Source organism: Nocardioides xinjiangensis (genome assembly GCF_017916385.1).
In the GTDB taxonomy this organism is placed as follows: domain Bacteria; phylum Actinomycetota; class Actinomycetes; order Propionibacteriales; family Nocardioidaceae; genus Nocardioides; species Nocardioides xinjiangensis.
In genome coordinates, this window is record NZ_JAFMSW010000001.1 from 2824852 (window position 1) to 2847838 (window position 22987).

Consider the following 22987-nt stretch of genomic DNA (forward strand, 5'->3'; position numbering starts at 1 on the left):
CCGCATGCGAGAGATCGGCGTCAACACGTGGGTCTGGACCTCGCCGCTGACCGACGCGGACGTGGCCGACGTGCTGCGGCGGATCGCCGACATGGGCTTCGACGCCGTCGAGATCCCGCTCGAGAACGCCGGTGACCTGAGCGTCCCGGTCGTCGCCGACGCGCTCGCCGAGACCGGCCTGACGCCGTGCGTCGTCGGCGCGATGGCGCCGGGCCGCGACCTCGTGGACGCCTCGTGCGTCGCCGACACCCAGGACTACCTCCGGGCCTGCACCGACTTCGCCGCCGGCATCGGCGCGCGCTCCGTGTGCGGCCCCTTCTACGCCTCGACCGGTCGGGTGTGGCGGATGGACGCCGACCAGCGCGCGGCGGCGTACGACGACCTGCGGGCGAACCTCGCCCCCGTCGTCGACCATGCGGCGGCGCGGGGCGTGCGCCTCGGCGTCGAGCCGCTCAACCGCTACGAGACGTCGCTCATCAACACCGTGGACCAGGCCCTCACCGCGCTCGAGCCGCTGCTCGGCGACGGGCTCGGCCTGGCCCTCGACAGCTACCACCTCAACATCGAGGAGCGCTCCAGCGCCGACGCGATCCGCGCCGCGGGCGCGCACCTGGCGCACGTCCAGGTCTGCGGCAGCGACCGCGGCGCCCCCGGCGGCGACCAGACCGACTGGCCGCAGCTCGTGGCCGCCCTCGACGAGGTGGGCTACGACGGCCCCCTGGTCATCGAGAGCTTCACCGCGGACAACGCATCCATCGCCACCGCCGCCTCCATCTGGCGGCCGCTGGCACCCACCCAGGACGAGCTCGCCCGAGACGGCTTGACCTTCCTCCGGTCCCTCGCCTGAGCGACCCTCACCGCAAGTCAGGAGAAGCACGTGACCAGCACACCCAGCGCCTCGGGCGCCGCCGGGTCCCCAGGAGTCGCCGTCATCGGATACGCCTTCATGGGCAAGGCGCACTCCCACGCGTGGCGCAACGTCGCCGCCCTCCACCCCGGCGCACCCGGCGTACGCCGGCAGGTGCTGGTCGGTCGTGACGAGGACGCCGTCGCCGCTGCCGCCGGCCAGTTCGGCTGGGCGGAGTCGGCCACCGACTGGCGCGCAGTCCTGGAGCGCGACGACATCGACATCGTCGACGTCTGCGTGCCGGGGCACCTGCACGCCGAGGTGGCGATCGCGGCCCTCGAGGCGGGCAAGCACGTGGTCGCGGAGAAGCCGCTCGCCAACACCCTGGCCGAGGCCGAGAAGATGGTCGCCACCGCGCGCGCCGCCCGCGAGCGCGGCGTCCACTCGATGGTGGGCTTCAACTACCGCCGGGTGCCGGCGCTCGCGCTGGCCCGGCGGCACATCGCCGAGGGCCGCCTCGGCGACGTGCGCCAGGTCCGCATCGCCTACCTCCAGGACTGGCTGGCCGACGCGGAGGCGCCGATGACGTGGCGGCTGCGCCGCGAGCTCGCCGGCTCCGGTGCGCTGGGCGACCTCGCCTCGCACGCCATCGACCAGGTCCGCTTCCTGCTCGGCCAGGAGGTGACGGAGGTCAACGCCCTCACCCAGACGTTCGTCCCGCGGCGCACCGGCGCCTCCGGGCTCGAGGACGTCACGGTCGACGACGCCGCCTGGAGCACGATGCGCACGTCCGGCGGCGCCATCGTCAGCCTCGAGGTGACCCGCATGGCGACCGGCCGCAAGAACGCGCTGGGCATCGAGGTCTACGGCAGCACGGGCGCGCTGCGCTTCGACCTCGAGTCGCTCAACCACCTCGACGTGAGCCTCGACGGCTCCGGCACCTTCTGCCGGCAGCTCGTCACCGACCCGGGCGACCCGTACATCGACGGCTGGTGGCCGCCGGGGCACGTGCTCGGGTGGGACGCCACCTTCACCAACCAGGCGGCCGACTTCCTCGCGGCCCTCGCCGCGGGGCAGGAGCCGACACCGTCGTTCGAGGACGGGCTCGCGGTCCAGCGGGTGCTCGCCGCGATCGAGACCAGCGCGACGCGGGGTGGCAGCTGCACGCGCGTCGACGAGGGACTGGAGCACATCTGATGGGTCGACCGTTCACCCTGTTCACCGGCCAGTGGGTCGACCTGCCGCTGGAGGAGGTTGCCCGGCTCGCCGCCGAGTGGGGCTACGACGGCCTCGAGGTCGCCGTCTCCGGCGAGCACCTCGACGCGTGGCGCTGGGAGGACGACGACTACGTCGCGGAGCGGCTCGGCATCCTGGAGAAGCACGGCCTCCAGCTGCACGCGATCTCCAACCACCTCACCGGCCAGGCCATCTGCGACGACCCGATCGACTTCCGGCACCAGGCGATCGTCCGTGAGCGCGTGTGGGGCGACGGCGACCCGGAGGGCGTGCGGCAGCGGGCCGCCGAGGAGATGAAGCTGACCGCCCGCCTCGCGCAGAAGCTCGGCGTCAAGACGGTCGTGGGCTTCACCGGCTCCTCCATCTGGCAGTACGTCGCGATGTTCCCGCCGGTGCCCGCCGAGCGGATCGAGGCGGGCTACCAGGACTTCGCCGACCGCTGGAACCCGATCCTCGACGTCTTCGACGAGTGCGGCGTGCGCTTCGCGCACGAGGTGCACCCCTCCGAGATCGCCTACGACTACTGGACGACCCGCAGGGCGCTCGACGCGGTGGACAACCGGCCGGCGTTCGGCATCAACTGGGACCCCAGCCACATGATGTGGCAGGGCATCGACCCCGTCGCGTTCATCACCGACTTCGCGGACCGGATCTACCACGTGGACTGCAAGGACACCCGGATGCGGATGGGCGGCGGCCGCAACGGCATCCTGTCCTCGCACCTGCCCTGGGACGACCCGCGGCGCGGCTGGACCTTCGTGTCCACCGGGCACGGCGACATCCCGTGGGAGGACTGCTTCCGCACGCTCACCGCGATCGGCTACGACGGCCCCATCTCGGTCGAGTGGGAGGACGCCGGGATGGACCGGCTGCGTGGCGCCCCCGAGGCGCTGGCACGCCTGCGCGGGCTCGACTTCGACCCGCCGGCGCAGTCGTTCGACGCCGCCTTCAGCAAGCAGTCGGAGGGCTGAGCGGGCCTACACTCCCCGCATGAGGGGATTCCGCGCCCGGGACGCGGACCGCGACCGCTGCGTCGAGGTCATCGAGGCGGCGTACGCCGACGGTCAGATCGGCGACGCCGACCGCGAGCTGCGCACCTCGCGCGCGCTGTCGGCAGAGACGCTCGACGAGCTCGAGACGCTCACGCGTGACCTGCAGCCGCCCCCGGGGCCCGCCGAGCCGGTCCGCGCCCCGGCCACGTCGGGGCCCGTCCGGCCCCGACGCCCGGTCGCCGTGCTGGCGGCGCTCGGCACCGCCGTCGTGGTCGTCGCCGCGGGAGCGGTCGGCCTGGCGGTGCTGTCCACCACCGACGACACGGGAGGGCAGCCGGCGGTCGAGGTGAGCGGTGAGGCGGTACCGGTGCCGGACCCCGCCGTCGCAGGGGATCCTGCCGGGTTCGAGATGACCGCAGCAGGGGTGCGCCGCTTCCTCCGGGCCTACGAGCAGCAATTCGGGACGCTCGACGCCTGGGACGTGGCCTTCTACCCCCACCGTGTGGGCGCCGACGTCCCGGTGCGGGGATCGCGCCCGCGCTTCGAGGCCTGGACGTGGGACGGCAGCTGGGAGCGCACGTCCGAGGCGCAGGCGATCCGCCCGAGCCACACCGGCGTCGTCGACCTGGGCCGCATCGGGCCGGACCGCCTGGTCGCCAACGTCCGCACCGCCGAGCGCACCCTCGGCGTCCAGCGCGGGACGTTCAGCCACGCGGTCCTGTGGCGCCACGACGAGGTGGGCCCGACGCTGAACATCCACGTGGGCAACACGTTCGGCGAGGGCGGCTACCTGCGCACGACCCTGGCCGGCGACCGGGTCGTGGCGCGCTTCCCCTACGACAGGTGACGGATCCCACCTGGGGCGGACGGCTCCGGAGGGCCTGGCTGCGGCACGATGAGCGCCATGAGTGCTGCCAAGACGAACGCCGGCAACTTCTTCGAGGACTTCGCCGTCGGGCAGGTCATCGACCACGCCACCCCGCGCACTGTGACCGAGGGGGACCGCGCGCTCTACGGCGCGATCTACCCCACCCGGTTCGCGGTCGGGTCGTCGGCTGACTTCGCCGCGTCGGTCGGTCTCGCGCCGCACCCGGTCGAGGAGCTCGTGGGCTTCCACGTCGCGTTCGGCAAGACCGTGCCGGACGTGTCGCTGAACGCGGTCGCGAACCTCGGCTACGCCGAGTGCCGCTTCCACGTGCCGGTGGTCCCCGGCGACACCCTCCGCACCCGGTCGGAGGTCATCGGGCTCAAGCAGAACTCCAACGGCAGGACCGGCGTGGTCTGGGTGCGGTCCACCGCGACCAACCAGCGCGGCGAGGTCGTCGTCGACTGGGCCCGCTGGGTCATGGTGCACAAGCGCTCCGCGGACTCGCCGGCGCCGGAGACGGTCGTGCCCGAGCTCGCGCCGATCGTCGCGGCCGAGGACCTCGTCGTGCCGTCCGGCCTCGACTTCACGGCGTACGACGTCGCGGCCGCCGGCGCGCCGCACCGCCTGGGCGACTACGAGGTGGGGGAGCGGATCGACCACGTCGACGGCGTGACGCTCACCGACGCCGAGCACATGATGGCCACCCGGCTGTGGCAGAACACCGCCAAGGTGCACTTCGACACCGGGGCCCGCCCCGACGGCCGCCGGCTCGTCTACGGCGGCCACGTCATCTCCCTCGCCCGGGCGCTGTCCTTCAACGGTCTCGCGAACGCGCAGCTGGTCGCCGCGATCAACGCCGGCGCCCACGTCGCCCCGGCGTTCGCCGGCGACACCGTCCACGCGTGGTCGGAGGTCCTCGACGCGGCCGCTCTCGACGCGCCGGGAGTCGGTGCGCTGCGGCTCCGGCTGGTGGCGACGCGGGGCCGCGACGAGTCCATGACGCTGCGCGAGGAGCGGGCGTACGTCGACGGGGTGCTGCTCGACCTCGACTACTGGGCGCTCGTGCCCCGCTGAGGCCCGCCGGTCGGCTCCGCCCGTCAGCTCCGCCCGGTCAGTCGTCGGACGGCGCGCCGCACGGCGGACCGCGGGGCGGACTCCTGCGCCGGGTCGGCGCGGGTCACCGCCGGGGGCCGGCGCGGCGACGTGCGCGTCTCGAGCTCGGTCGCGATGGCGTCGAGCGCGTCGTCGAGCGAGTCCGGCGCGGGCCTGTCGAGCCGCGCCAGGACGGCGGTGGCGGCCGAGCGCACCTCGTCGTCGTCCACCTCGTCCGGCGTCCGTCCCTCCCGGGGGGCGGCGGGCAGCAGGTCGTCGAGGTCGCCGACCACGTCGTAGGAGCGCCTGCGCAGGTCGGCCACGATCCCGTCGGCGCGTGCGCGCACCCAGGCGGCGTGCTCGCCGGGGAGCACGAACGGCTCCGGCCGGGCGCTGCCGGCCAGCACGTCGCGGGCGAAGCGACCCTTGGCGTAGCGGGTGAGCTCGAGCGTCCGGCGCTGGCGGGGGATCCGCGCGTTGACCCGGCGCAGCAGCTCGGCCTCGACGATGCCGAGCGAGTCGTTGGGCAGTCGCGGGTCGGTCGAGAGGTCGTCGACGTCGACGTCGAGCACGTGGGCGGCTCGTCGCCAGAGCTCGTCGCGCGGAGCGCCCGGGGGCGGCACCGTCACGACGTGGACGCGCTCGGGGGGCAGTCCGACCGTCCAGCGGTCGAGGATCGCGGGGACGTCCTGGTAGCGCCAGAACTTCCGGTCCGCGGCGCCGTCGCGGACGGCGTCGAGGAACGCGCCGTAGGGCTGGCGGGCGCCCTGCTTGACGCGTTGCTGCCACGCCGAGGGCAAGACCCGCGCGAGGTCGCGCACGGTGAGCACGAGGTGGACCTCGTCGGCCGCACCCGACACCTCGGCCAGCGCGCGCCGGGCCGCCTCGGGTGGGGAGTCAGAGAAGTGCTCGTGGCTGATGAGCACGTCGTCGTGCCACTTGCCCGCCTGCTCGAGCATCCGCTGCCACGCGCCCCGCTCCTCCGTCGAGAGCCTGCCGACGAGGGCGTCCATGCCCTTGACGACAGCTGCGGCGAGGAAGTGCTCGCGCATGACCGCGCCCGGCAGCAGCAGCCCTCGGTGGCGCAGGGTCTCGTGGTGCTGCCACCACAGGTCGTGGAGGTACGTCGTGCCCGACTTCGCGGTGCCGACGTGGAGGAACACGCGTCGGGCCATGCGGCGACCCTATCGCCGGCGCCCACGACGGGGCGGCAGACTCCTCCCGTGGCCTGGGATCGCGAGCTCTCCTCCGACGTGAGCAGGACGGCGTCGCGGGTCGTGCGCTCCTCCGCCTGGCCCGTCTGCTGCGCGAGCCCGACCGCTACCGGTCCGAGCTCGGCGACGCGGTGTACGACGCGATGCTGGCGGCGTCTCGCTGGGAGGTGCACCGGATGACGGGCGGCCTGGCCAACCGCGTCGACGTGCTGCGCAAGCCATGGCCGCGCGGGTAATCCCCTCGACCCGGCCCGACCGCTTTGGCAGGGTGGTGGCTCCGACCCTCACCAAGGAGGAGCCCATGGCCGACAAGGACGCCAACGCCGACCTCAAGGCGAAGATGCGCGAGGCCCTCGACCGCAAGAAGGGCCACCACCATCCCGACGACAGCGCAGCGGCGCGCGAGAAGGCCCACGGCTCGGAGGTCGGCGACCGCAACGTCGCCAAGCCGATGCACCGCCGCAAGTCCGGCGGGGGCGGCGTCTGACGCTGTCAGTCGTCACGTCCCACCGGCGACGGCGGGCCGCGTGAGGGACGTCATGGTGAGCGGTGTGGCGGGCCGGCCGGTCGTGCGTGGCAGACTCGCGGCATGTCCTCCGGCGGCCCCGACTCCTCTGGTCCCGAGCTCTGGATCGTCCGTCACGGCGAGACGGAGTGGAGCCGCGACGGACGGCACACCTCGACCACCGACCTGCCGCTGACCGAGGCCGGTGAGCAGGCCGCCACCTCGCTCGCGCCGCGGCTGGCCGAGGTGGCGTTCGACCTCGTCCTGACCAGCCCGCGCCAGCGCGCCCGACGTACCGCCGAGCTCGCCGGCTTCGCCGACGCGCAGCTCGACGAGGACCTCGTCGAGTGGGCCTACGGCGACTACGAGGGCGTCACGACGGCCGAGATCCGCGAGCAGGTGCCCGGCTGGACGGTGTGGAGCCACGCGTCGCCCGGTGGCGAGACGGCCGAAGGGGTGTCCGCACGGCTCGACCGCGTGGTGGCCCGGGCGCGCGAGCACGACCGGACGCTGGTGTTCGCCCATGGTCACTCGCTGCGGGTGCTGACGGCGCGGTGGCTGGAGCAGCCCGCCGAGGAGGGCCGGTTCTTCAAGCTCGACACCTCGACGATCTCGGTCCTCGGCTACGAGCGCGAGCACCCCGCGCTGCTGCGGTGGAACAGCTGACGTGCGCATCGACCTCCACACGCACTCCTCCGCCAGCGACGGCACCGACACCCCGGGCGACCTGGTGCGCGAGGCGGCTGCCGCCGGGCTCGACGTCGTCGCGCTCACCGACCACGACGCCATGTCCGGGTGGGCCGAGGCGCAGCGGGCGGCGGACGAGGCCGGCATCACGCTCGTCCCGGGCCTCGAGATCAGCACGACGTTCCGCCACCGGGGGGTCCACCTCCTCGGCTACCTGCCGGATCCGGCGTACCCTCCGCTCGTCGCCGTCCTCGACCGCATCCTCGCGGGCCGCACCGCACGCACGCCCGCGATGGTGGCCGCGCTGCAGGCACGCGGCATCGCGATCACCGAGGACGACGTACGCCGGGAGGCGGGTGGCTCCGTCGCGGCCGGTCGCCCGCACGTCGCCGACGCGCTGGTGCGCATGGGGATCGTCGCCGACCGCACCGAGGCCTTCCACGTGCTGCTGAACCCGGGCCGCCCCGGCTACGTCGACCGCTACGCGGTGCCGCTGGAGGAGATGATCCCGATCCTCACCGCCGCCGGGGGCGTCGCCGTCATCGCCCACCCGTGGGGCCGCAGCGGCGGCAGCGTGCTCGACGAGCCCGCCCTCGCCTCGTTGAAGGAGCTCGGGCTCGCCGGGATCGAGGTGGACCACCAGGACCACAGCCCTGCGTTCCGCGCGCGCCTGCGGTCCATCGCCGCGGACCTCGACCTCGTCGTGACGGGGAGCAGCGACCACCACGGCCTCGGCAAGGTCGACCACGACCTCGGGGTGAACACGACGGACCCCGAGCAGTACGAGCGGCTGCTGTCCCTCGCCGGCCGGCCGCTCGGCGGCTGACGTGCCCGACCGGATCCTCGTCTACGGCGTGACGGGGAGCGGCAAGAGCACCGCGGCGCTCGCCATCGGTGCCCGCACCGGTCTCCCGGTGACCCTCGTCGACGAGCTGACCTGGCTGCCGGGCTGGGTGCCGGTCGAGCAACCGGTGCAGCGCGCGGTGTTCACCGAGATCGTGGCAGGGGAGCGGTGGGTGCTCGACTCGGCGTACGGCGCGTGGCTGGACGTCGTGCTACCGCGGGTGCAGCTGGTGGTCGGCCTCGACTACCCCCGCTGGCTCTCGCTGGGGAGGCTGGTCCGCCGAACCGTCACGGGCGCCGTCACCCGCGAGCCACGCTGCAACGGCAACGTCGAGTCCTGGCGCAACATGCTCGGCCGGCGATCCATCATCCGGTGGCACTTCCAGTCCTTCGCGCGCAAGCGCACCCGGATGCGGGCGTGGGCCGCCTCGGCGGACGGGCCCGAGGTGCTGCTGTTCCGTCGTCCGCGCGAGCTCGAGGCGTGGCTGGCCTCGCTGGGGGACGAGCGTCCGGTGGCCGAGTAGGCGCGCGTCGCGGCAGTGCCTGCCGACGCTCGTGCGCTGGCTGTTGTTCATCTCAGTACTCCGATCGGTCAGCGTCGCCGTCGCCGTCACCCGCCGGTTCAGTGAGGGAGGGTGTGGGTACCCGTCGCGGCCACGACGCCCGGCGTGCCGCGCACGGACCGAACACGTGCTAGCCGACGCGTGCGACTGTTCGAAAAGAGTTCTCCACAGAGGTGTTCGGGCAGGTCAGGTTGTCGGTGGGGTCTGGGAGACTGGACGCATGTCCACCACCGCCCCGGCTGCTGTTGATCGGCCTTCGAGCCGTGCGGTGCTGGATCGTGCGGTGGCGGCGGTCGAGGTGCGGCGGCGGGCCGACGTGGAGGTGCTGGAGGCGGCGTTGGCGTGGGCGCACGCCCACGTGCTGGCACCGGACGCCGATGACGACCTGGTGGCGGGGTGGCGCTCGGACACGGTTGCGTCGGTGGGGAGCGCTGCGGGGTTGTTCGGGGAGCGGGCGCTGCCGGTCGCGGGTGCCGGGACGCCGCGGGTGGCGGAGTTCGCCGTGGTGGAGCTGGCGGCGGTGCTGGGGGTGTCGCACGAGGCGGCGTTGGCGCTGGTGGGTGACGTGCTCGACCTGGCCCACCGGCTGCCGCGGCTGTGGGCGCTGACCCGTGGGCTGCGGGTGCCGGTGCGGCTGGCGCGGGAGGCGGCGCGGGTCTCCCGCGACCTGGACCCGGTGGCGGCGGGGCATGCGGACCGGCTGCTGGTGTGGCAGCCGCGGCGGTTGAACCCGCACCGCATCGCGGTGCTGGTCCACGAGGCGCGGTTGTACGCCGACCCGGACCGGGCGGTCGCCGACCACGACCACGCGTTGGCGGCGCGGCGCGTCGAGGTGCACCACGACGACGGCGCTCCTGGCACGTCGGCGGTGTTCATGACGCTCGACACCGCCGACGCGGTCGCGTTCGACCACACCGTGACCACGATGGCCGCCACGATGCGCTCCCTGGGCCACCCCGGCGCGCTGGGCGTGCGTCGCGCGCACGCGGTCGGGGTCCTCGCCGACCCGCAGAAGGCACTGGACCTCCTGAGCGCCGTGGACGTCGCGGACCCCGATCGCGCCGTGGATCCCGACACCGACCCGGCGCTGTGCGTCGCCGAGGACGTCGCCTACGAACCCGCCACCCCGTTCCGACGCCCCACCAGCGGTGAAGACAGTGAGGGGGGTGAGGTGCGGCTGGTCGTGCACGTCACCGACCGCGACCTCCTCGACCACCCGGGCAGGGGGACGGGCATGGCGATGGGGAGCCGTGGTGTGGCGCGCTGCGACCGGCTCGGCCCGATGCTCCTGGGCCGGCTGCGGTCGTGGCTTCTCACCGCCGGACAGGTCACCGTGACCCCGGTGCTGGACCTCGACCCGCACACCACCGCCGTCCCCGCGGTGGACCGCCACGACCCACCCCCACGCATGGCCGAAGCGGTCCGGCTGCGCGACGATACCTGCGTCTACCCCCACTGCTCCCGCCCGTCACAGCGCTGCGACCTCGACCACATCACCGCCTACGTCCCCCTCGACGACGGCGGACCACCGGGCCAGACCCGCCCCGACAACCTTGCGCCGCTGTGCCGGCGTCACCACCGCGCCAAGACCTTCGCCGACTTCACCTACCACCGCCAACCCGACGGCTCCTACCACTGGACCCTGCCGTCCGGACGCACCGTCACCACCGACCCACCCCACCGACGACCCCAACCGCCCCGCTGAGCCCGACACCCACCCGGTGATCGGGCCACCGGCACGCCCGGACCTGCCGACGAGCGAGTCGTCTGCTCGGCGAGCGCAGCCCTGGCGACACCGCGGCCGTGCGAAGCGATGTTCTCCACTGCAAGCAAACCTCTAGCCTCTGAACATGGACAGCCGGTTCGATGACGCAGTGCTGGCGGGTGACGGCTTCCGCCTCAGCCCTCTGGGCGAAGGCGACGTCGAGGACGTCACCTCGGCATGTCGTGACGAGACCACCCAGCGATGGCTACCGCTTCCGAAGCCGTACACCGCTGACGCAGCGCGTGGGTTCATCCAGGAGATGGCACCCGAGATGCACACGAGCGGCGCGGGTCTCGTGCGACGGATCGAGATCGCTGGGAGGCTGTGCGGCGTCATCGACCTGAAGAACACCGACTGGCTCGTGCGTCAGACCGAGATCGGCTACTGGGTCGCGCCCTGGGCGCGAGGACGCGGGCTGGCGGGCAAGGCGTCCCGGGTCCTGTCCGACTGGGCCATGTCTGACCAGGGCATGGCGCGGGTCGTGATCCAGTGCGCCACCGGCAACAAGGCTTCGCAGAAGGCGGCTGAGTCGGCCGGGTTCATCCACGAGGGCGTCGCGCGGTCGGCCGGACTCGTTCACTCCGGAAGGGTCGATCTCGCCGTCTACAGCAAGATCGCGTCGGATCTCCACCTCGCGTAGGCATCGCATCGCCGCGTCTGTGCGTGCGTTCGTGCCGATGGCGTGCCACGTGGTAGGAACCCACGGCCCCATGTCGTCCTCCTGCCTCCTTCTGGGTCCTGCACGCACCGCCTGCCGGACCCCGCTCGTGCACGACCCGCCGCGAAGGGGCCGCCAGGGTCCATACTGACCGACATGGAGGGTGGGGCCGGGCGCGAGACGTCTGTGTTCCGCGCGGCCGCGACCGACGGACACCATGCTGCCGCCTCACGCGACCAGCTGTTGTTCGCGGCCATGCACACCTCGCCGGACGCCTTCGTCGTCCTCGACCACGAGGACCGGGTCGAGTGGTGGAACCGCGCGGCGGAGCGGCTCTTCGGATGGTCGGTGGAGGAGGCGGTCGGGCAGCCGCTCACCGACCTGGTGGTGCCGGAGCCGTACAAGGCGGCCCACGACGAGGGGCTCCGGCGCCGCGCGGCCGGTGGGCGTCCGCGGCTGGGAGCCGACCCCGTGCAGGTCGAGGCCGTGTGCCGGGACGGCCGCCACATCCTCGTCGAGCTGAGCGTCGGCGAGCTGGAGTGGGACGGTGGTCCCCGGTTCCACGCCTTCATCCGTGACGTGACCGACCGGGAGTCGGCTCGGACGGCGCTCGAGCTCAGCGAGAACCGCTTCCGGATGGCGTTCGAGAACGCGCCGGTCGGCATGCTCCTGACCGAGGTCGGGGACGCCGACTTCGGACGCGTGATCTCGGCGAACCCGGCGGCTGTGAAGATGCTCGGCTACTCGCAGGAGGAGCTGTGCTCCATGTCGTGCGGCGAGATCACGCACCCGGACGACGCGCGCCGCGACGCCCGGCTGGTTCCTCGGCTCCTCAATGGTGCAGTCGACAAGCTGCAGTACGAGAAGCGCTTCATCGGTCGCGACTGCCGACACGTCTGGGTGGCGTTCAGCGCCACCGTCGTGCGCGAGGTCGACGGCTCGCCGATCCACAGCATCCACCAGCTCGTGGACGTCACGCAGCGACGCTCGGCCGCGCAGGAGCTCGTCCGGCTCAACCGTGAGCTGCGCCGGGCCAACGAGGAGCTGGCCGCGGCGAACGCCGAGCTCGACGGCTTCAGCGCGGCCGTCGCCCACGACCTGCAGAACCCGCTGACGGCGATCGCGATGCACGCCGACCTGCTGGCGGAGTCGGAGGGGGAGCGTGCCACGGCGCTTCGTGCCGCCGCGGCGATCGCCCGCGCCGCACGGCGGATGAACTCTCTGATCGAGGGCCTGCTGGCGTACTCGCGCGCCGAGGGCGCCGCGCTGCGCCGCGAGGAGGTGGACCTCGACGCCTTGGTGGACGACGTCGCGAACGAGCTGGCCGTGCTGTCCGACCGCCCTGTCCGCGTCACCCGCGACGACCTGCCGTCGCTGCACGTGGAGGCGATCCTCTTCCGCCAGGTGGTGTCCAACATCATCGGCAACGGCCTCAAGTACGTGGCGCCCGGAGTGGTGCCCCACGTGCACGTCAGCGCCGAGAAGGACCCCGCGACGCACGCGTGGACGCTGCGCTTCGCCGACAACGGGATCGGCGTCGCGCCCGAGTCGAGGGAGCGGGTCTTCGAGGCGTTCCACCGCGAGGCGACGGCGTACCCCGGGACCGGCATCGGGCTGGCGACTTGCCGACGGATCGTCGAACGGCACGGAGGCAGGATCTGGATCGAGGGCGGGACGGCGGGCGGGACCGTCGTGTCCGTCCGGCTCCCCGTCGACGGGGACGCATGAGCCCGTCGCCGGCTCCTCGCCGAGGTGCTGCGCGCCGGCGGCCGGCCTGCGTCAGTCCGGCCGGCCGTGGCGGGCGACGTGCTCGGCCGCGACCTCGCGCAGCTTGACGTTGGTGTGCTGCGACTGCGTGGCCAGCACGGCGAACGCCTGCTGCGCGTCGAGGCCGCGCCGGGCCATGAGCAACCCGACCGCCTGGCCGATCACGCGTTGCGACTGCATCGCCGTGCGGAAGTTCTCGAGGTCCGAGCTGGCCTGCATCCACGCGGCGTGCAGGTCCTGGGATCGGGCGTAGAGGTCGCTGTCCGCCTCGTCGAGCGACGGCACGACCTCGAGCTGGCGCCCTGACCGGACCTGCATCCACTCCGTCACGTCGGTGACGCGGTGGAGCAGCAGCGCGACCTCGCCGTCCTCGTCGAGGACCGGCACGTTCACCGGGCTCCACCACCGCTCGACGAAGTCGCCGGTGTTGGGGTCGAGCAGGTCGTACTTCTGCACGGGCATGGGGTCGGGCGCCTTCGTCGCCAGGACGCGCTCGAGCGAGGCCCGGAGGTTGCGCACCCCCGTCGCGGCCGGGTCGCCCGGGTTGTCCGGGAACACCTCGAAGACCGGCCGGCCGACGATGTCCTCGCGCCGCGTGCCCGTCACCGCCTCGCGCGCCCGGTTCATCCCGACGATCACGAGGTCGGGCATCAGGACCAGGTACGGCGTCGGCGTCGCGTCGAACACCGCGCCGTAGTCCACCGCGGGCTTGCTCATCCGACCTCCCCGTCGTCGAACCGCGATCCTAGGTTCGCCGCACGCCGGCCCGCCAGCCGGGCCGCCACCGCGGACGGTGACCGGCGTGCGGGCTCACCGCCCCCACCGACTGCGTCAGCCGCAGGGCGCGGTTGGGGATGGCCTTGGTGAGCAGCCGGATCGCCTTGTACTGCGCCCCCGGCACGGAGTAGGCCCGCCGCTTCGCGAAGTCCTCGAGCGAGGTGCGGACCAGGAAGTCGGCGTCGAGCCACATGAAGCCGTCGCCGCGCCGGACCTGCATCCGCTCGTGGAACTCGGTCTTCGTGAAGCCCGGGCACAGCGCCATGACGGTGACGCCGCGCGACGCGTACTCCAGGTGCGCCCACTCGCTGAAGCTGTTGACCCACGCCTTGGCGGCGGAGTACGTGCCGCGGGGGAGGAAGGCGGCGACGCTGGAGACGTTGATGATGCCCCCGTGGCCGCGCTCGGCCATCGCGCCGAGGGCGGCGTGGCTGAGCCGGAGCACGGCGGTGACCAGCACCTCGAGCATCGCCGTCTCCTCGTCCGCGGTGTTGTCGAGGAAGCGCTTCCTGAGCCCGAAGCCGGCGTTGTTGACGAGCAGGTCGACCGGGCGGTCGCGGTCCGCGAGCCGGGCCTCAACCCGAGCCAGCTGGGAGCGGTCGGTGAGGTCGGCCGCCAGCACCTCGACGTCGACCCGGTGGGCGCGGCGCAGCTCCTCGGCGACCTCCTCGAGCCGCGCGGAGTCGCGTGCGACGAGGACGAGGTCGTCGCCGCGGGCGGCGAGCTGGACGGCGTACTCGTGGCCGATGCCGGCGGTCGCGCCGGTGATGAGGGAGGTCGTCATGGGCCCGAGCATTTCAGGAGGTCCGGATGGACCGCGACCCCGTCCGGCACAATGGCCGACGATGAGCACCCACAGCACCGCAGCGGCCCCGGTCACGCTGGCCGTCGCGAACCAGAAGGGCGGCGTCGCCAAGACGACGTCCGTGGCGTCCATCGGTGCTGCGCTCGCCGAGCTCGGGCACCGCGTGCTCCTGGTGGACCTCGACCCGCAGGCGTGCCTGACCTTCTCCCTCGGCGTCGACCCCGAGGACGTGGAGACCTCGGTGCACCACGTCCTGACCCGGGGTGTCGACCCCGCCGAGGTCGTCATCGCGACCGAGGACGGGGTGGACCTGCTGCCGGCCACCATCGAGCTCGCCCGCGCCGAGGCCGACCTGCTCACCCGCACCGGTCGGGAGCACGTCGTCGCGGGCGTGCTCGAGCAGCTCGCCGAGGACCGGGGGGACGAGGCGTACGACTGGGTGCTGCTCGACTGCCCGCCCTCGCTCGGCGTCCTGACCGTCGCCGCGCTCACGGCGGCCGACGGGGTGCTCGTGCCGCTGCAGTGCGAGACGCTGTCGCACCGCGGCGTCGGCCAGCTGCTCGACACCGTGCACGACGTGCGCCGCTTCACCAACCGCGGCCTGGAGGTGTGGGGCGTGCTGCCGACCCTCTACGACGGCCGCACCACCCATGCCCGCACCGTGCTGGAGACGATCAGCGACACCTACGACCTCGAGGTCGTCGAGCCGCCGATCCCCAAGACGATCAAGTTCGCCGAGGCGCCGGCGGCCGGGCGCTCGATCCTCGCGACGAGCCGCACCAGCAAGGGCGCCGCCGCCTATCGCGAGGTGGCGCGCGCCCTGGTCGAGCGGGCCTCGCGCCCGAAGGCGAGGCCCGCCCGATCGAGGCGGTGACCGGAGGTCAGGCCTTCGGGGCCTCGACCGACTGGCCGCCGCGCGTACGGCGACGGCTGCGGTTGCGACGACGCGGCGCGTCACCGGACTCCGCGGCGCCGGAGTCGGAGCGACCCGAGTCCGAGCGACCGGAGTCCGAGCGGCCGGAGTCGGAGCGGCCGGAGTCGGAGCGACCGGAACCCGAGCGGCGCTCGCGCGGAGCGCGGTCCTTGGCCTCCCGCTTCGGGGCCGGGGCGGGGTCGACGACGCGGCCCTTGGTGCCGGCCGGGATGCCCTGGTCGTGGAAGAGGTGCTCGGAGGTCGAGTAGGTCTCCTGCGGCTCGTCGAACGGCAGGTCGAGCGCCTTGTTGATGAGCTTCCAGCGGTGCAGGTCGGCCCAGTCGACGAAGGTGATCGCCGTGCCGGAGGCACCCGCCCGGCCGGTGCGGCCGATGCGGTGGACGTAGGTCTTGTCGTCCTCGGGGCAGGTGTAGTTGATGACGTGCGAGACGCCGCGCACGTCGATGCCGCGGGCCGCGACGTCGGTGCACACCAGGACCTGGATCTTGTCCTCGCGGAACCTCGCCAGCGCCTTCTCGCGCGCCACCTGCGCCATGTCGCCGTGGAGCGGGGACGCCTTGAAGCCACGCTCCTGGAGGTCCTCGGCGACCCGCTGCGCCTGGCGCTTGGTGCGGGTGAAGACGATCATCTTGTCGGCGTCCTCGGCCTGGAGGACGCGCCCGATGATCTCCGGCTTGTCGAGGTCGTGGGCCTGGTAGATGAACTGCGCGGTGGCCGGGACGGTGGCGTTCTCGTAGGAGGACTCCGCGCGGATGTTCATCGGGTGGCGCATGTGGGTGCGGGCGAGCGCCACGATGGCCGCCGGCATGGTGGCCGAGAACAGCATCGTCTGGCGGGTCTCGGGCGTCTTCGACAGCAGCGTGATGACGTCGGGGAGGAAGCCCAGGTCGAGCATCTCGTCGGCCTCGTCGAGGACGAGCGCGTGGACGTGGGACAGGTCGAGGGCCCGGCGGTTGGCCAGGTCGATGAGCCGGCCGGGGGTGCCGACGACGATGTCGACGCCGCTCTCGAGCGCCTCGAGCTGCGGCTCGTAGCCGACACCGCCGTAGACGGTGAGGACCCGGAGGCCCAGGTCCTTGCTCGCGAGGTGCAGGTCGTTGGAGACCTGCAGCGCCAGCTCGCGCGTCGGCGCGACGATCAGGGCCTGCGGCTTGCCCTGCGGCAGGTCGGCGTACGCCGGGTCGCTGGGGGCGACCGAGCGCTGCAGGACGGGGATGCCGAAGGCCAACGTCTTGCCGGTGCCGGTGCGGGCCTGACCGATCAGGTCGGTGCCGAGGAGCGCGACCGAGAGGGTCATCTCCTGGATGGCGAAGGGGGTGGTGATGCCGGCGCGCTCGAGCGCGTCGCAGATCTCGGGCAGCACGCCCATGTCACGGAAGGTGGTCACGAAGGTCGCTTTCGGAAGAGTCGGGTGTCCCACGCGTATGCGGTCGACCCACTCGAAAGCTCCCGGGAGGGGATGACGACCGCGCACATACAGGCGGCCACCGGCGGAAGGACGGCGGCTCGGTCCCCGTCATGATATCGCTAGGCTGCGACCATGACGGAATCGCCCGACGAGGACTACCGCCGCGCAGCAGTCGACCTCCTCGGCGCGATCGCCTACGGCGAGCTCTCCGCCTTCGAGCGGCTGGTCGAGGACGCCAAGCTGGCGCCCGGCATCGACGACAAGATCGCGATCGGCGCGATGGCCACCGCGGAGTTCGGGCACCTGCAGAAGCTCGTCGAGCGGCTCGAGCAGCTCGGCGCCGACCCGGCCGAGGCGATGCAGGCCTTCCGGTCGAGCTTCGACGGCTTCCACGCCCACACCGCCCCCTCGGACTTCTACGAGGGACTCGTCAAGGCGTACGTCGGTGACGGGCTGGCCGCGGACTTCTACCGCGAGATCGCCGCCTACCTCGACCCCGAGACCCGCGAGGTCATCATCAGCTCGCTGGAGGACTCCGGGCAGACCGCGTTCATCGTCGAGCGCGTGCGCGCCGGCATCGCCGAGGACCACCGGCTCGGCGGTCGCCTGGCGCTGTGGGGCCGCCGCCTGATGGGCGAGGCGCTCACGCAGGCGCAGCGCGTGGCCGGCGACCGCGACTCCCTCACGGCGCTGCTGGCCGGGGGAGTGGACCGCCCCGGGCTCGACCTGGCGGCGCTGGGGCGGATGTTCGCCCGGCTCACCGAGCTGCACGCGGCGCGGATGGCCGAGCTCGGTCTCGACGCCTGAGCCCGCCGGGGCTCAGGCCTCGCGGTCGCGGCGCCCGGTGACGGTCGCGGCCACCACAACCAGGACGGCGGCCGCCCCCACCTGCCAGGCGTGCCGCCACCAGTCCAGCCCGCGGTTGGTGTCGTGCATGTCGCCGCCGCGGTAGCCGTCGGCCGCGCCGAAGAGCGCCCAGTAGAGGTAGTTGCCCACGACGGCGCCGAGGATCCCGCACACGACCGTGAGCCACAGGGGGATGTTGTCGCGCGACCCGGGTGCGACCGCCTTGCCGAGGAAGCCGATGACCAGACCGAGAAGGATCGTGACGATCACGGTCCAGATCAGACCCACGGACGGCCCTCGCTCAGCGGAAGCCCACGGTGCTGGCGGTCGGGGACCCCAGCTCGACGTACGCGATCTTCGCGGCCGGCACGACGACCGCGCGGCCCTTGGTGTCGCGCAGGTGCAGCACGCCGTCGGTGGCGAGGGCCTCACCCAGCCGCTTCTCGATGTCCTCGGGCGTGCTGTCGGTGTCGAGCACCAGCTCGCGCTGCGCGTGCTGCACGCCGATCTTGACCTCCACGGTGATGCTCCTCAGCTGTCGGGGTTGTCGTTCGCCGGTCCGTCGTGGCGTACCGGTCGGTCCGGTCCGTCTCGATGATGACGGGTCGGTGGTCGTGCCTGGGTCGGGTCAGTGGTCGTCGGTCATCGGGTAGCCGCGGATGCCGCGCCAGGCCAGACCGGCGATGAGGGCCGCCGCGTCGTCCTGCGAGATCCCGCCACCGCCCGCGAGCCAGAACCGCGCGGACACCTGCGCCATTCCCACGAGCGACACGGCGAGCAGCTCGGAGGCCTCGTCGGGCAGCCCGGTGTCGGTGCGGATGACGTCGGCGATCATCGACGCGCACTCGGTCGTGACCCGGTCGACGCGCTCGCGCACGTCGGGCTCGCTGGTCAGGTCGGACTCGAAGACCAGCCGGAACGCGCCCTCCTCGGAGGCGACGTAGCTGTAGAACACCTTCATCGTCGCCGCGACGCGGTCCTTGTTGTCCGTGGTGGAGGCGAGGGCCTCGCGGCAGTTGTCGATGATCATGTCGCAGGAGGAGTCCAACAGCGCGAGGTAGAGGTCGAGCTTGCCGGGGAAGTGCTGGTAGAGCACCGGCTTGGAGACCCCGGCGCGGTCGGCGATGTCGTCCATCGCGGCGGCGTGGTAGCCCTGGGCCACGAAGACCTCGAGAGCCGACTCGAGCAGCTGCGCGCGGCGCTCGCGCCGCGGCATCCGGCCGCCGCGGGGTCGCGCGAACGCCCCGTCGGAGGAGGGTTCGGTGGTGCCTGCGGTCACGTGGTGCTCCTGGGGCCGTGGTGCTGCTGCTGCGGGGGAGGCGGGCCGGTGCTGCCGGGTGCTGGTGGCGAGCCTATCGGCAGCCCGACGTGCGAGGAGGGACCCCGGTGTCCCGGAGTCCCTCCCCGCCGGTCAGCCGTCGGTCGGTCGGCGGCTCAGTAGGTCACGTCCACGAGCATCGCGCGCGTGGTGGCGTCCACGCTCCTGACGGTGGCCTTCACGCCCTCGCCGGCGACCCGCACCGAGTTCTGCGGGTTGTTCGCGGCGTCGTAGTAGGCCGAGACCAGCGTGTCGTCGAAGGTGGCCTGCTGCGGCACGCCGCCCGAGCACGTCTCGAGCGTGCTGTCGACGGCGACCTGCTTGTGGAGGCAGGTCCGGTCGATCACGTCGAGGCCGAAGGTGGCGTCGAACGGCTCACGCCGGTTGGTCGGGCTGGTGCCGTCGCTGTAGGTGAACGAGTTCGGCGTGGCGTCGACCGGGAGGGCGTAGCCGGAGCCCGGGTGCACCGAGGTGTTGTTGTCGGCCGTGGTCGGGTCCACCAGCCACACCAGCATGCCGTCCTGGAACGTGAAGAACTCCACCCAGTTGGGTCGGGTGACCGCCTCGGAGAAGTTGTACGGGCCCTCGGCTAGGGTCGCGTCGTAGCCGACGTACTGCCGGTTCTCGATGAGGTAGTAGCGGTTGTCCGACACCGTCTCCGTGCCCGTCGAGCGCTTCCAGCCCTTGACCGTCCAGCCGGGTGCCTCGGTCTCGGCGTCGTCGGTGAACGTGGTCCGGTCCGCCTTGATCGTGATGTTGTCGAGGAACGCGCCGGCTCCGTTCACGCCGCCGTCCGTGGCGTAGCGGAAGCGGAACTTGGTGGCCTGGCCGGCCGCCTTGTAGCTGAAGCGGAGGCCGCCCCAGCGGGTCTTCGCGCCGGTGAGCGCGCGCCCGGCCGTGGTCCAGGTGTCGCCGCCGTCGACGGAGTACTGGGCGTAGAGGAAGTCGTAGCCCTGCTCGATGTCGTACCAGGCGTCGGCGGTGACGGTGACCGTGTCGGCCGCCGGGACGTCGCGGGTCAGCGTGTTGCGCAGCTCGTCGCCGCGACCTGACCACCAGGCCCGCTCACCGCCGGGGATGTCGACCTGGGCCTGCGTGGTCGTCGCCGCCGGCAGGTTCACCTTGACGGCCTGGTAGGCGCCCTCGACCTGCTTCTCGGACGGGCTCAGGGTGATGCTCCGCGTGCCGGCGCCCTTGTCGACCTCGGTGTACTTCAGCCAGCCGAGGAAGAGCTTCTCCTCGGGGCCGAAGCTGCCCGGGTGCGTGCCGATGCCCTCGTCGGGGCCGCCGTGGCCGAGCCAGGACCCGGACGACATGGTGGTCCAGAAGGACGAGCCGTTGTCGCCGCCGTTGGTGTCGTAGAAGTCGGGCAGCCCGAGGTCGTGGCCGTACTCGTGGGCGAAGACGCCCAGTCCGCCGTTCTCCGGCTCGACGGTGTAGTCGCCGATGAAGTAGTCGGTGTCGCCGATGCGCGCTCCGCCGTTGAGGTTGGGCTTGCCGTCCACGGACGGGCCCTCGGACCCGGCGGTGGTGGGGTAGGCGTACCAGCGGTGCGACCAGATCGCGTCGGGGTCGGCGCCGGCCTCCTCGCCCTCGCCGGCGTGCACGGCCTGGAAGTGGTCGATGTAGCCGTCGGCCTCGTCGAAGACGCCGTCCTCGTCGAAGTCGTAGCGGTCCCACACGTCGAACTGGGACAGGTAGGCGTTGAGCTCCGCGGTGGACCTGCCCGAGGAGGTCGCCCAGGCGTCCGCGGTGTCGTCGATGAACGCCCACGAGCCGCCGTCGTCCTCGACGGCGTTGTCGCCGTAGGTGGAGGCGTTGCCCGGGACGGTGACCCAGTCCTCCGTGGTCACGTCGACGGTGTAGGCGCCGTTGGACTGGGCCGAGTAGAAGTTGGCCATCGACTCGCCGGGGCCGTTGAACAGGTCGTCGTAGTAGGCCTTGTCGTAGGACGGCTCCCAGGTCGTCGAGTTGTCCTGGGTGCGGTCGGGGCGCGGGATGGCGTCGTGCACCGGGCCGGGAGTGAGGCCGAGCTTCTTGGAGCCCTCGGTGCCGAACTCGGACAGGATCGTCCAGATGCGGTCGGTGCCGGTCTCCCCGAGCTCCACGAACTCGCCCTCGGCGACCTCGACCACCTGGGTGCCGTCAGGCGTCGTGCGGGCCCGGGCCGACCCGTTCTCGACCATCGCGCGGGCCTTGGCCTTGAGCCGCGCCTGCCTCCTGATCTGCGGCGACGTCCGGTTGTCGGGCTTGGACCTGACCTTCTCCGAGGACGCCGGGGCGTCGCTGGAGGAGGAAGCCACGGCAGGCGACAGGGCGGTCAGGCCCAGGGCCAGCGTGGCGGTTCCGGCGAGGACGCCGGTTGCCAGCTTGTTCACGTTGGTGCTCCACGAGATACGGCAGTGCCTGCACCCCCCAGGGCCACCGGACCGTCCGGCTCTTGGGCACCACAGCGGGTTACTCCACTCCACGCCGGCGGGGTTTGGCAAGGAGATCTTCGGCCGGGACACGCCCAGGGCCGCAGATGCTGCGGCGCCGGTGGGTGCCGCGACGTCCGGATGGCGGGACTCGTCGGGGTGCCGCCAGTAGCGGGGCGACCATGGCAGGGAACAGAGCCGGCGTCGCGCCGGTTGTGCCTGTTCCCCGAGTCGAGGAGAAGTCGTGTCGTTCCCTGCACTTGTCGAGCCGGCAGCCGAGCTCAGCACCGACGAGGTGCGCCGCTACAGCCGCCACCTGATCATCCCGGACGTCGGCATGGCCGGGCAGAAGCGGCTGAAGAACGCCAAGGTGCTCGTGATCGGCGCCGGCGGGCTCGGCTCCCCGGCGCTGCTCTACCTCGCTGCGGCGGGCGTCGGCACGCTCGGCATCGCCGAGTTCGACGAGGTCGACGAGTCGAACCTGCAGCGCCAGATCATCCACGGCATGTCGGACCTCGGCCGGCCCAAGGCGGAGTCGGCCAAGGAGTCGATCGCGGAGGTCAACCCCTACGTCGAGGTCGTCGTGCACAACGAGCGGCTCGACAACGACAACGTGATGCGGGTCTTCGAGGGCTACGACCTCATCGTCGACGGCACCGACAACTTCGCCACCCGCTACATGGTCAACGACGCCGCCTACTTCCTCGGGATCCCCTACGTGTGGGGCTCGATCTACCGCTTCGACGGCCAGGCGTCGGTCTTCGCGCCGACGCTGGCGGACGACGCTCCGTGCTACCGCTGCCTCTACCCCGAGCCCCCGCCGCCGGGCATGGTCCCCAGCTGCGCCGAGGGCGGGGTGCTGGGCGTGCTGTGCGCGAGCATCGGCTCGATCCAGGTCAACGAGGCGATCAAGCTGCTGACCGGCATCGGCGACCCGGCCGTCGGCAAGCTCGTCATCTACGACGCCCTCGAGCTGGAGTGGCGCAAGCTCAAGGTGCGCAAGGACCCGAGCTGCGCCCTGTGCGGCGAGAACCCCACCGTCACCGGCCTCATCGACTACGACGCCTTCTGCGGCGCGGTGTCCGACGAGGCGGCGGAGGCCGCGGCCGGCTCGACGATCTCGGTCACCCAGCTCGAGGCGATGCTCAAGGAGCGCGAGGAGGGCACCCGGGACTTCGAGCTCATCGACGTCCGGGAGCCCAACGAGTACGAGATCAACCGGATCCCGGGCGCGAAGCTGATCCCCAAGGGCGAGTTCCTCAACGGCAACGCGCTCGGCGACCTGCCCAGCGACAAGCCGATCGTGCTGCACTGCAAGTCGGGCGTCCGCTCGGCCGAGGTCCTCGCGATCGTCAAGGGCGCGGGGTACGCCGACGCGGTGCACGTGGGCGGCGGCGTCGTGGCCTGGGTCAGCCAGGTCGACCCCAGCCAGCCGGCGTACTGAC

General features: G+C 72.5%; 23 protein-coding genes. 15 read left to right on the top strand and 8 right to left on the bottom strand.

Features of this window, described 5'->3' with window-relative positions:
* Window positions 1-4: 4 nt before the first annotated feature.
* From J3P32_RS13300 to J3P32_RS13320, 5 genes are read left to right on the top strand one after another with little or no spacing between them, the layout of a single operon-like run.
* A complete protein-coding gene (locus J3P32_RS13300; RefSeq protein ID WP_210440279.1) occupies window positions 5-847 on the top strand; it encodes a sugar phosphate isomerase/epimerase family protein in 843 nt (280 codons plus the stop codon).
* A gap of 30 nt (window positions 848-877) precedes the next feature.
* Complete coding sequence (locus tag J3P32_RS18545) at window positions 878-2044, top strand: Gfo/Idh/MocA family protein (RefSeq protein ID WP_307807983.1); 1167 nt, start codon at window positions 878-880, stop codon at window positions 2042-2044.
* Entirely contained in the window at window positions 2044-3054 is a 1011-nt protein-coding gene (locus tag J3P32_RS13310) for a sugar phosphate isomerase/epimerase family protein (protein WP_210440280.1), read from the top strand. Before J3P32_RS18545 ends, J3P32_RS13310 begins: the two co-directional genes overlap by 1 nt.
* Before the next feature lie 19 nt (window positions 3055-3073).
* Window positions 3074-3922 carry a DUF1707 SHOCT-like domain-containing protein gene (locus J3P32_RS13315; RefSeq protein WP_210440281.1) on the top strand — a complete coding sequence of 283 codons (849 nt, stop codon included), beginning with the start codon at window positions 3074-3076 and terminating at the stop codon, window positions 3920-3922.
* A gap of 57 nt (window positions 3923-3979) precedes the next feature.
* On the top strand, window positions 3980-5017 hold the full coding sequence (locus J3P32_RS13320; RefSeq protein ID WP_246850119.1) for a MaoC family dehydratase: 1038 nt from the start codon (window positions 3980-3982) through the stop codon (window positions 5015-5017).
* Between the two features lie 23 nt (window positions 5018-5040).
* Here the strand turns inward: J3P32_RS13320 and J3P32_RS13325 are convergent, their stop codons facing one another.
* Complete coding sequence (locus tag J3P32_RS13325; RefSeq protein ID WP_210440283.1) at window positions 5041-6210, bottom strand: hypothetical protein; 1170 nt, start codon at window positions 6208-6210, stop codon at window positions 5041-5043.
* A 340-nt stretch (window positions 6211-6550) separates the two neighbouring features.
* Between J3P32_RS13325 and J3P32_RS13330 the strand changes: the two genes are divergently transcribed.
* From J3P32_RS13330 to J3P32_RS13360, 7 genes are all read left to right on the top strand, one after another.
* Window positions 6551-6736 (top strand): DUF5302 domain-containing protein, encoded by a 186-nt coding sequence (locus J3P32_RS13330; protein WP_210440284.1) that lies wholly within the window; start codon window positions 6551-6553, stop codon window positions 6734-6736.
* A 102-nt stretch (window positions 6737-6838) separates the two neighbouring features.
* The gene (locus J3P32_RS13335; protein ID WP_210440285.1) at window positions 6839-7420 is read left to right on the top strand and encodes a histidine phosphatase family protein; all 582 of its coding nucleotides are present in this window, start codon (window positions 6839-6841) and stop codon (window positions 7418-7420) included.
* 1 nt (window position 7421) lies between these two features.
* Window positions 7422-8267, top strand: coding sequence for a PHP domain-containing protein (locus J3P32_RS13340; RefSeq protein ID WP_210440286.1), 846 nt, complete (start codon window positions 7422-7424; stop codon window positions 8265-8267).
* 1 nt (window position 8268) lies between these two features.
* Window positions 8269-8808 (top strand): P-loop NTPase family protein, encoded by a 540-nt coding sequence (locus J3P32_RS13345; RefSeq protein ID WP_210440287.1) that lies wholly within the window; start codon window positions 8269-8271, stop codon window positions 8806-8808.
* A 259-nt stretch (window positions 8809-9067) separates the two neighbouring features.
* On the top strand, window positions 9068-10552 hold the full coding sequence (locus tag J3P32_RS13350; RefSeq protein ID WP_210440288.1) for an HNH endonuclease signature motif containing protein: 1485 nt from the start codon (window positions 9068-9070) through the stop codon (window positions 10550-10552).
* Between the two features lie 145 nt (window positions 10553-10697).
* Window positions 10698-11252, top strand: a complete 555-nt coding sequence (locus J3P32_RS13355; RefSeq protein ID WP_210440289.1) for a GNAT family N-acetyltransferase — start codon at window positions 10698-10700, stop codon at window positions 11250-11252.
* A gap of 174 nt (window positions 11253-11426) precedes the next feature.
* Entirely contained in the window at window positions 11427-12998 is a 1572-nt protein-coding gene (locus J3P32_RS13360; RefSeq protein WP_210440290.1) for a sensor histidine kinase, read from the top strand.
* Window positions 12999-13049: 51 nt separating this feature from the next.
* Here the strand turns inward: J3P32_RS13360 and J3P32_RS13365 are convergent, their stop codons facing one another.
* A complete protein-coding gene (locus J3P32_RS13365; RefSeq protein ID WP_210440291.1) occupies window positions 13050-13754 on the bottom strand; it encodes an ANTAR domain-containing protein in 705 nt (234 codons plus the stop codon).
* Between the two features lie 28 nt (window positions 13755-13782).
* A complete protein-coding gene (locus J3P32_RS13370) occupies window positions 13783-14598 on the bottom strand; it encodes an SDR family NAD(P)-dependent oxidoreductase (protein ID WP_246850120.1) in 816 nt (271 codons plus the stop codon).
* A gap of 61 nt (window positions 14599-14659) precedes the next feature.
* Here J3P32_RS13370 and J3P32_RS13375 point away from each other — a divergent pair, with 61 nt between their 5' ends.
* Window positions 14660-15493: a ParA family protein gene (locus J3P32_RS13375; protein ID WP_210440293.1), complete on the top strand. Its 834-nt coding sequence runs from the start codon at window positions 14660-14662 to the stop codon at window positions 15491-15493.
* A gap of 7 nt (window positions 15494-15500) precedes the next feature.
* Here the strand turns inward: J3P32_RS13375 and J3P32_RS13380 are convergent, their stop codons facing one another.
* The gene (locus J3P32_RS13380) at window positions 15501-16940 is read right to left on the bottom strand and encodes a DEAD/DEAH box helicase (protein WP_307861691.1); all 1440 of its coding nucleotides are present in this window, start codon (window positions 16938-16940) and stop codon (window positions 15501-15503) included.
* A gap of 153 nt (window positions 16941-17093) precedes the next feature.
* Between J3P32_RS13380 and J3P32_RS13385 the strand changes: the two genes are divergently transcribed.
* A complete protein-coding gene (locus J3P32_RS13385) occupies window positions 17094-17768 on the top strand; it encodes a ferritin-like fold-containing protein (protein ID WP_210440294.1) in 675 nt (224 codons plus the stop codon).
* 12 nt (window positions 17769-17780) lie between these two features.
* Here the strand turns inward: J3P32_RS13385 and J3P32_RS13390 are convergent, their stop codons facing one another.
* The 4 genes from J3P32_RS13390 to J3P32_RS13405 form a co-directional block, all read right to left on the bottom strand.
* Window positions 17781-18095: a GlsB/YeaQ/YmgE family stress response membrane protein gene (locus J3P32_RS13390; protein WP_307861692.1), complete on the bottom strand. Its 315-nt coding sequence runs from the start codon at window positions 18093-18095 to the stop codon at window positions 17781-17783.
* A gap of 13 nt (window positions 18096-18108) precedes the next feature.
* Window positions 18109-18327 carry a DUF3107 domain-containing protein gene (locus J3P32_RS13395; protein WP_210440295.1) on the bottom strand — a complete coding sequence of 73 codons (219 nt, stop codon included), beginning with the start codon at window positions 18325-18327 and terminating at the stop codon, window positions 18109-18111.
* Window positions 18328-18435: 108 nt separating this feature from the next.
* Window positions 18436-19086: a TetR/AcrR family transcriptional regulator gene (locus tag J3P32_RS13400; RefSeq protein WP_455430092.1), complete on the bottom strand. Its 651-nt coding sequence runs from the start codon at window positions 19084-19086 to the stop codon at window positions 18436-18438.
* A 155-nt stretch (window positions 19087-19241) separates the two neighbouring features.
* Window positions 19242-21503, bottom strand: coding sequence for an immune inhibitor A domain-containing protein (locus tag J3P32_RS13405; protein WP_210440296.1), 2262 nt, complete (start codon window positions 21501-21503; stop codon window positions 19242-19244).
* 283 nt (window positions 21504-21786) lie between these two features.
* On the opposite strand from J3P32_RS13405, the gene moeZ reads away from it, so the two are divergent.
* Window positions 21787-22986, top strand: a complete 1200-nt coding sequence (moeZ, locus tag J3P32_RS13410; RefSeq protein ID WP_210440297.1) for an adenylyltransferase/sulfurtransferase MoeZ — start codon at window positions 21787-21789, stop codon at window positions 22984-22986.
* Window position 22987 lies beyond the last annotated feature (1 nt).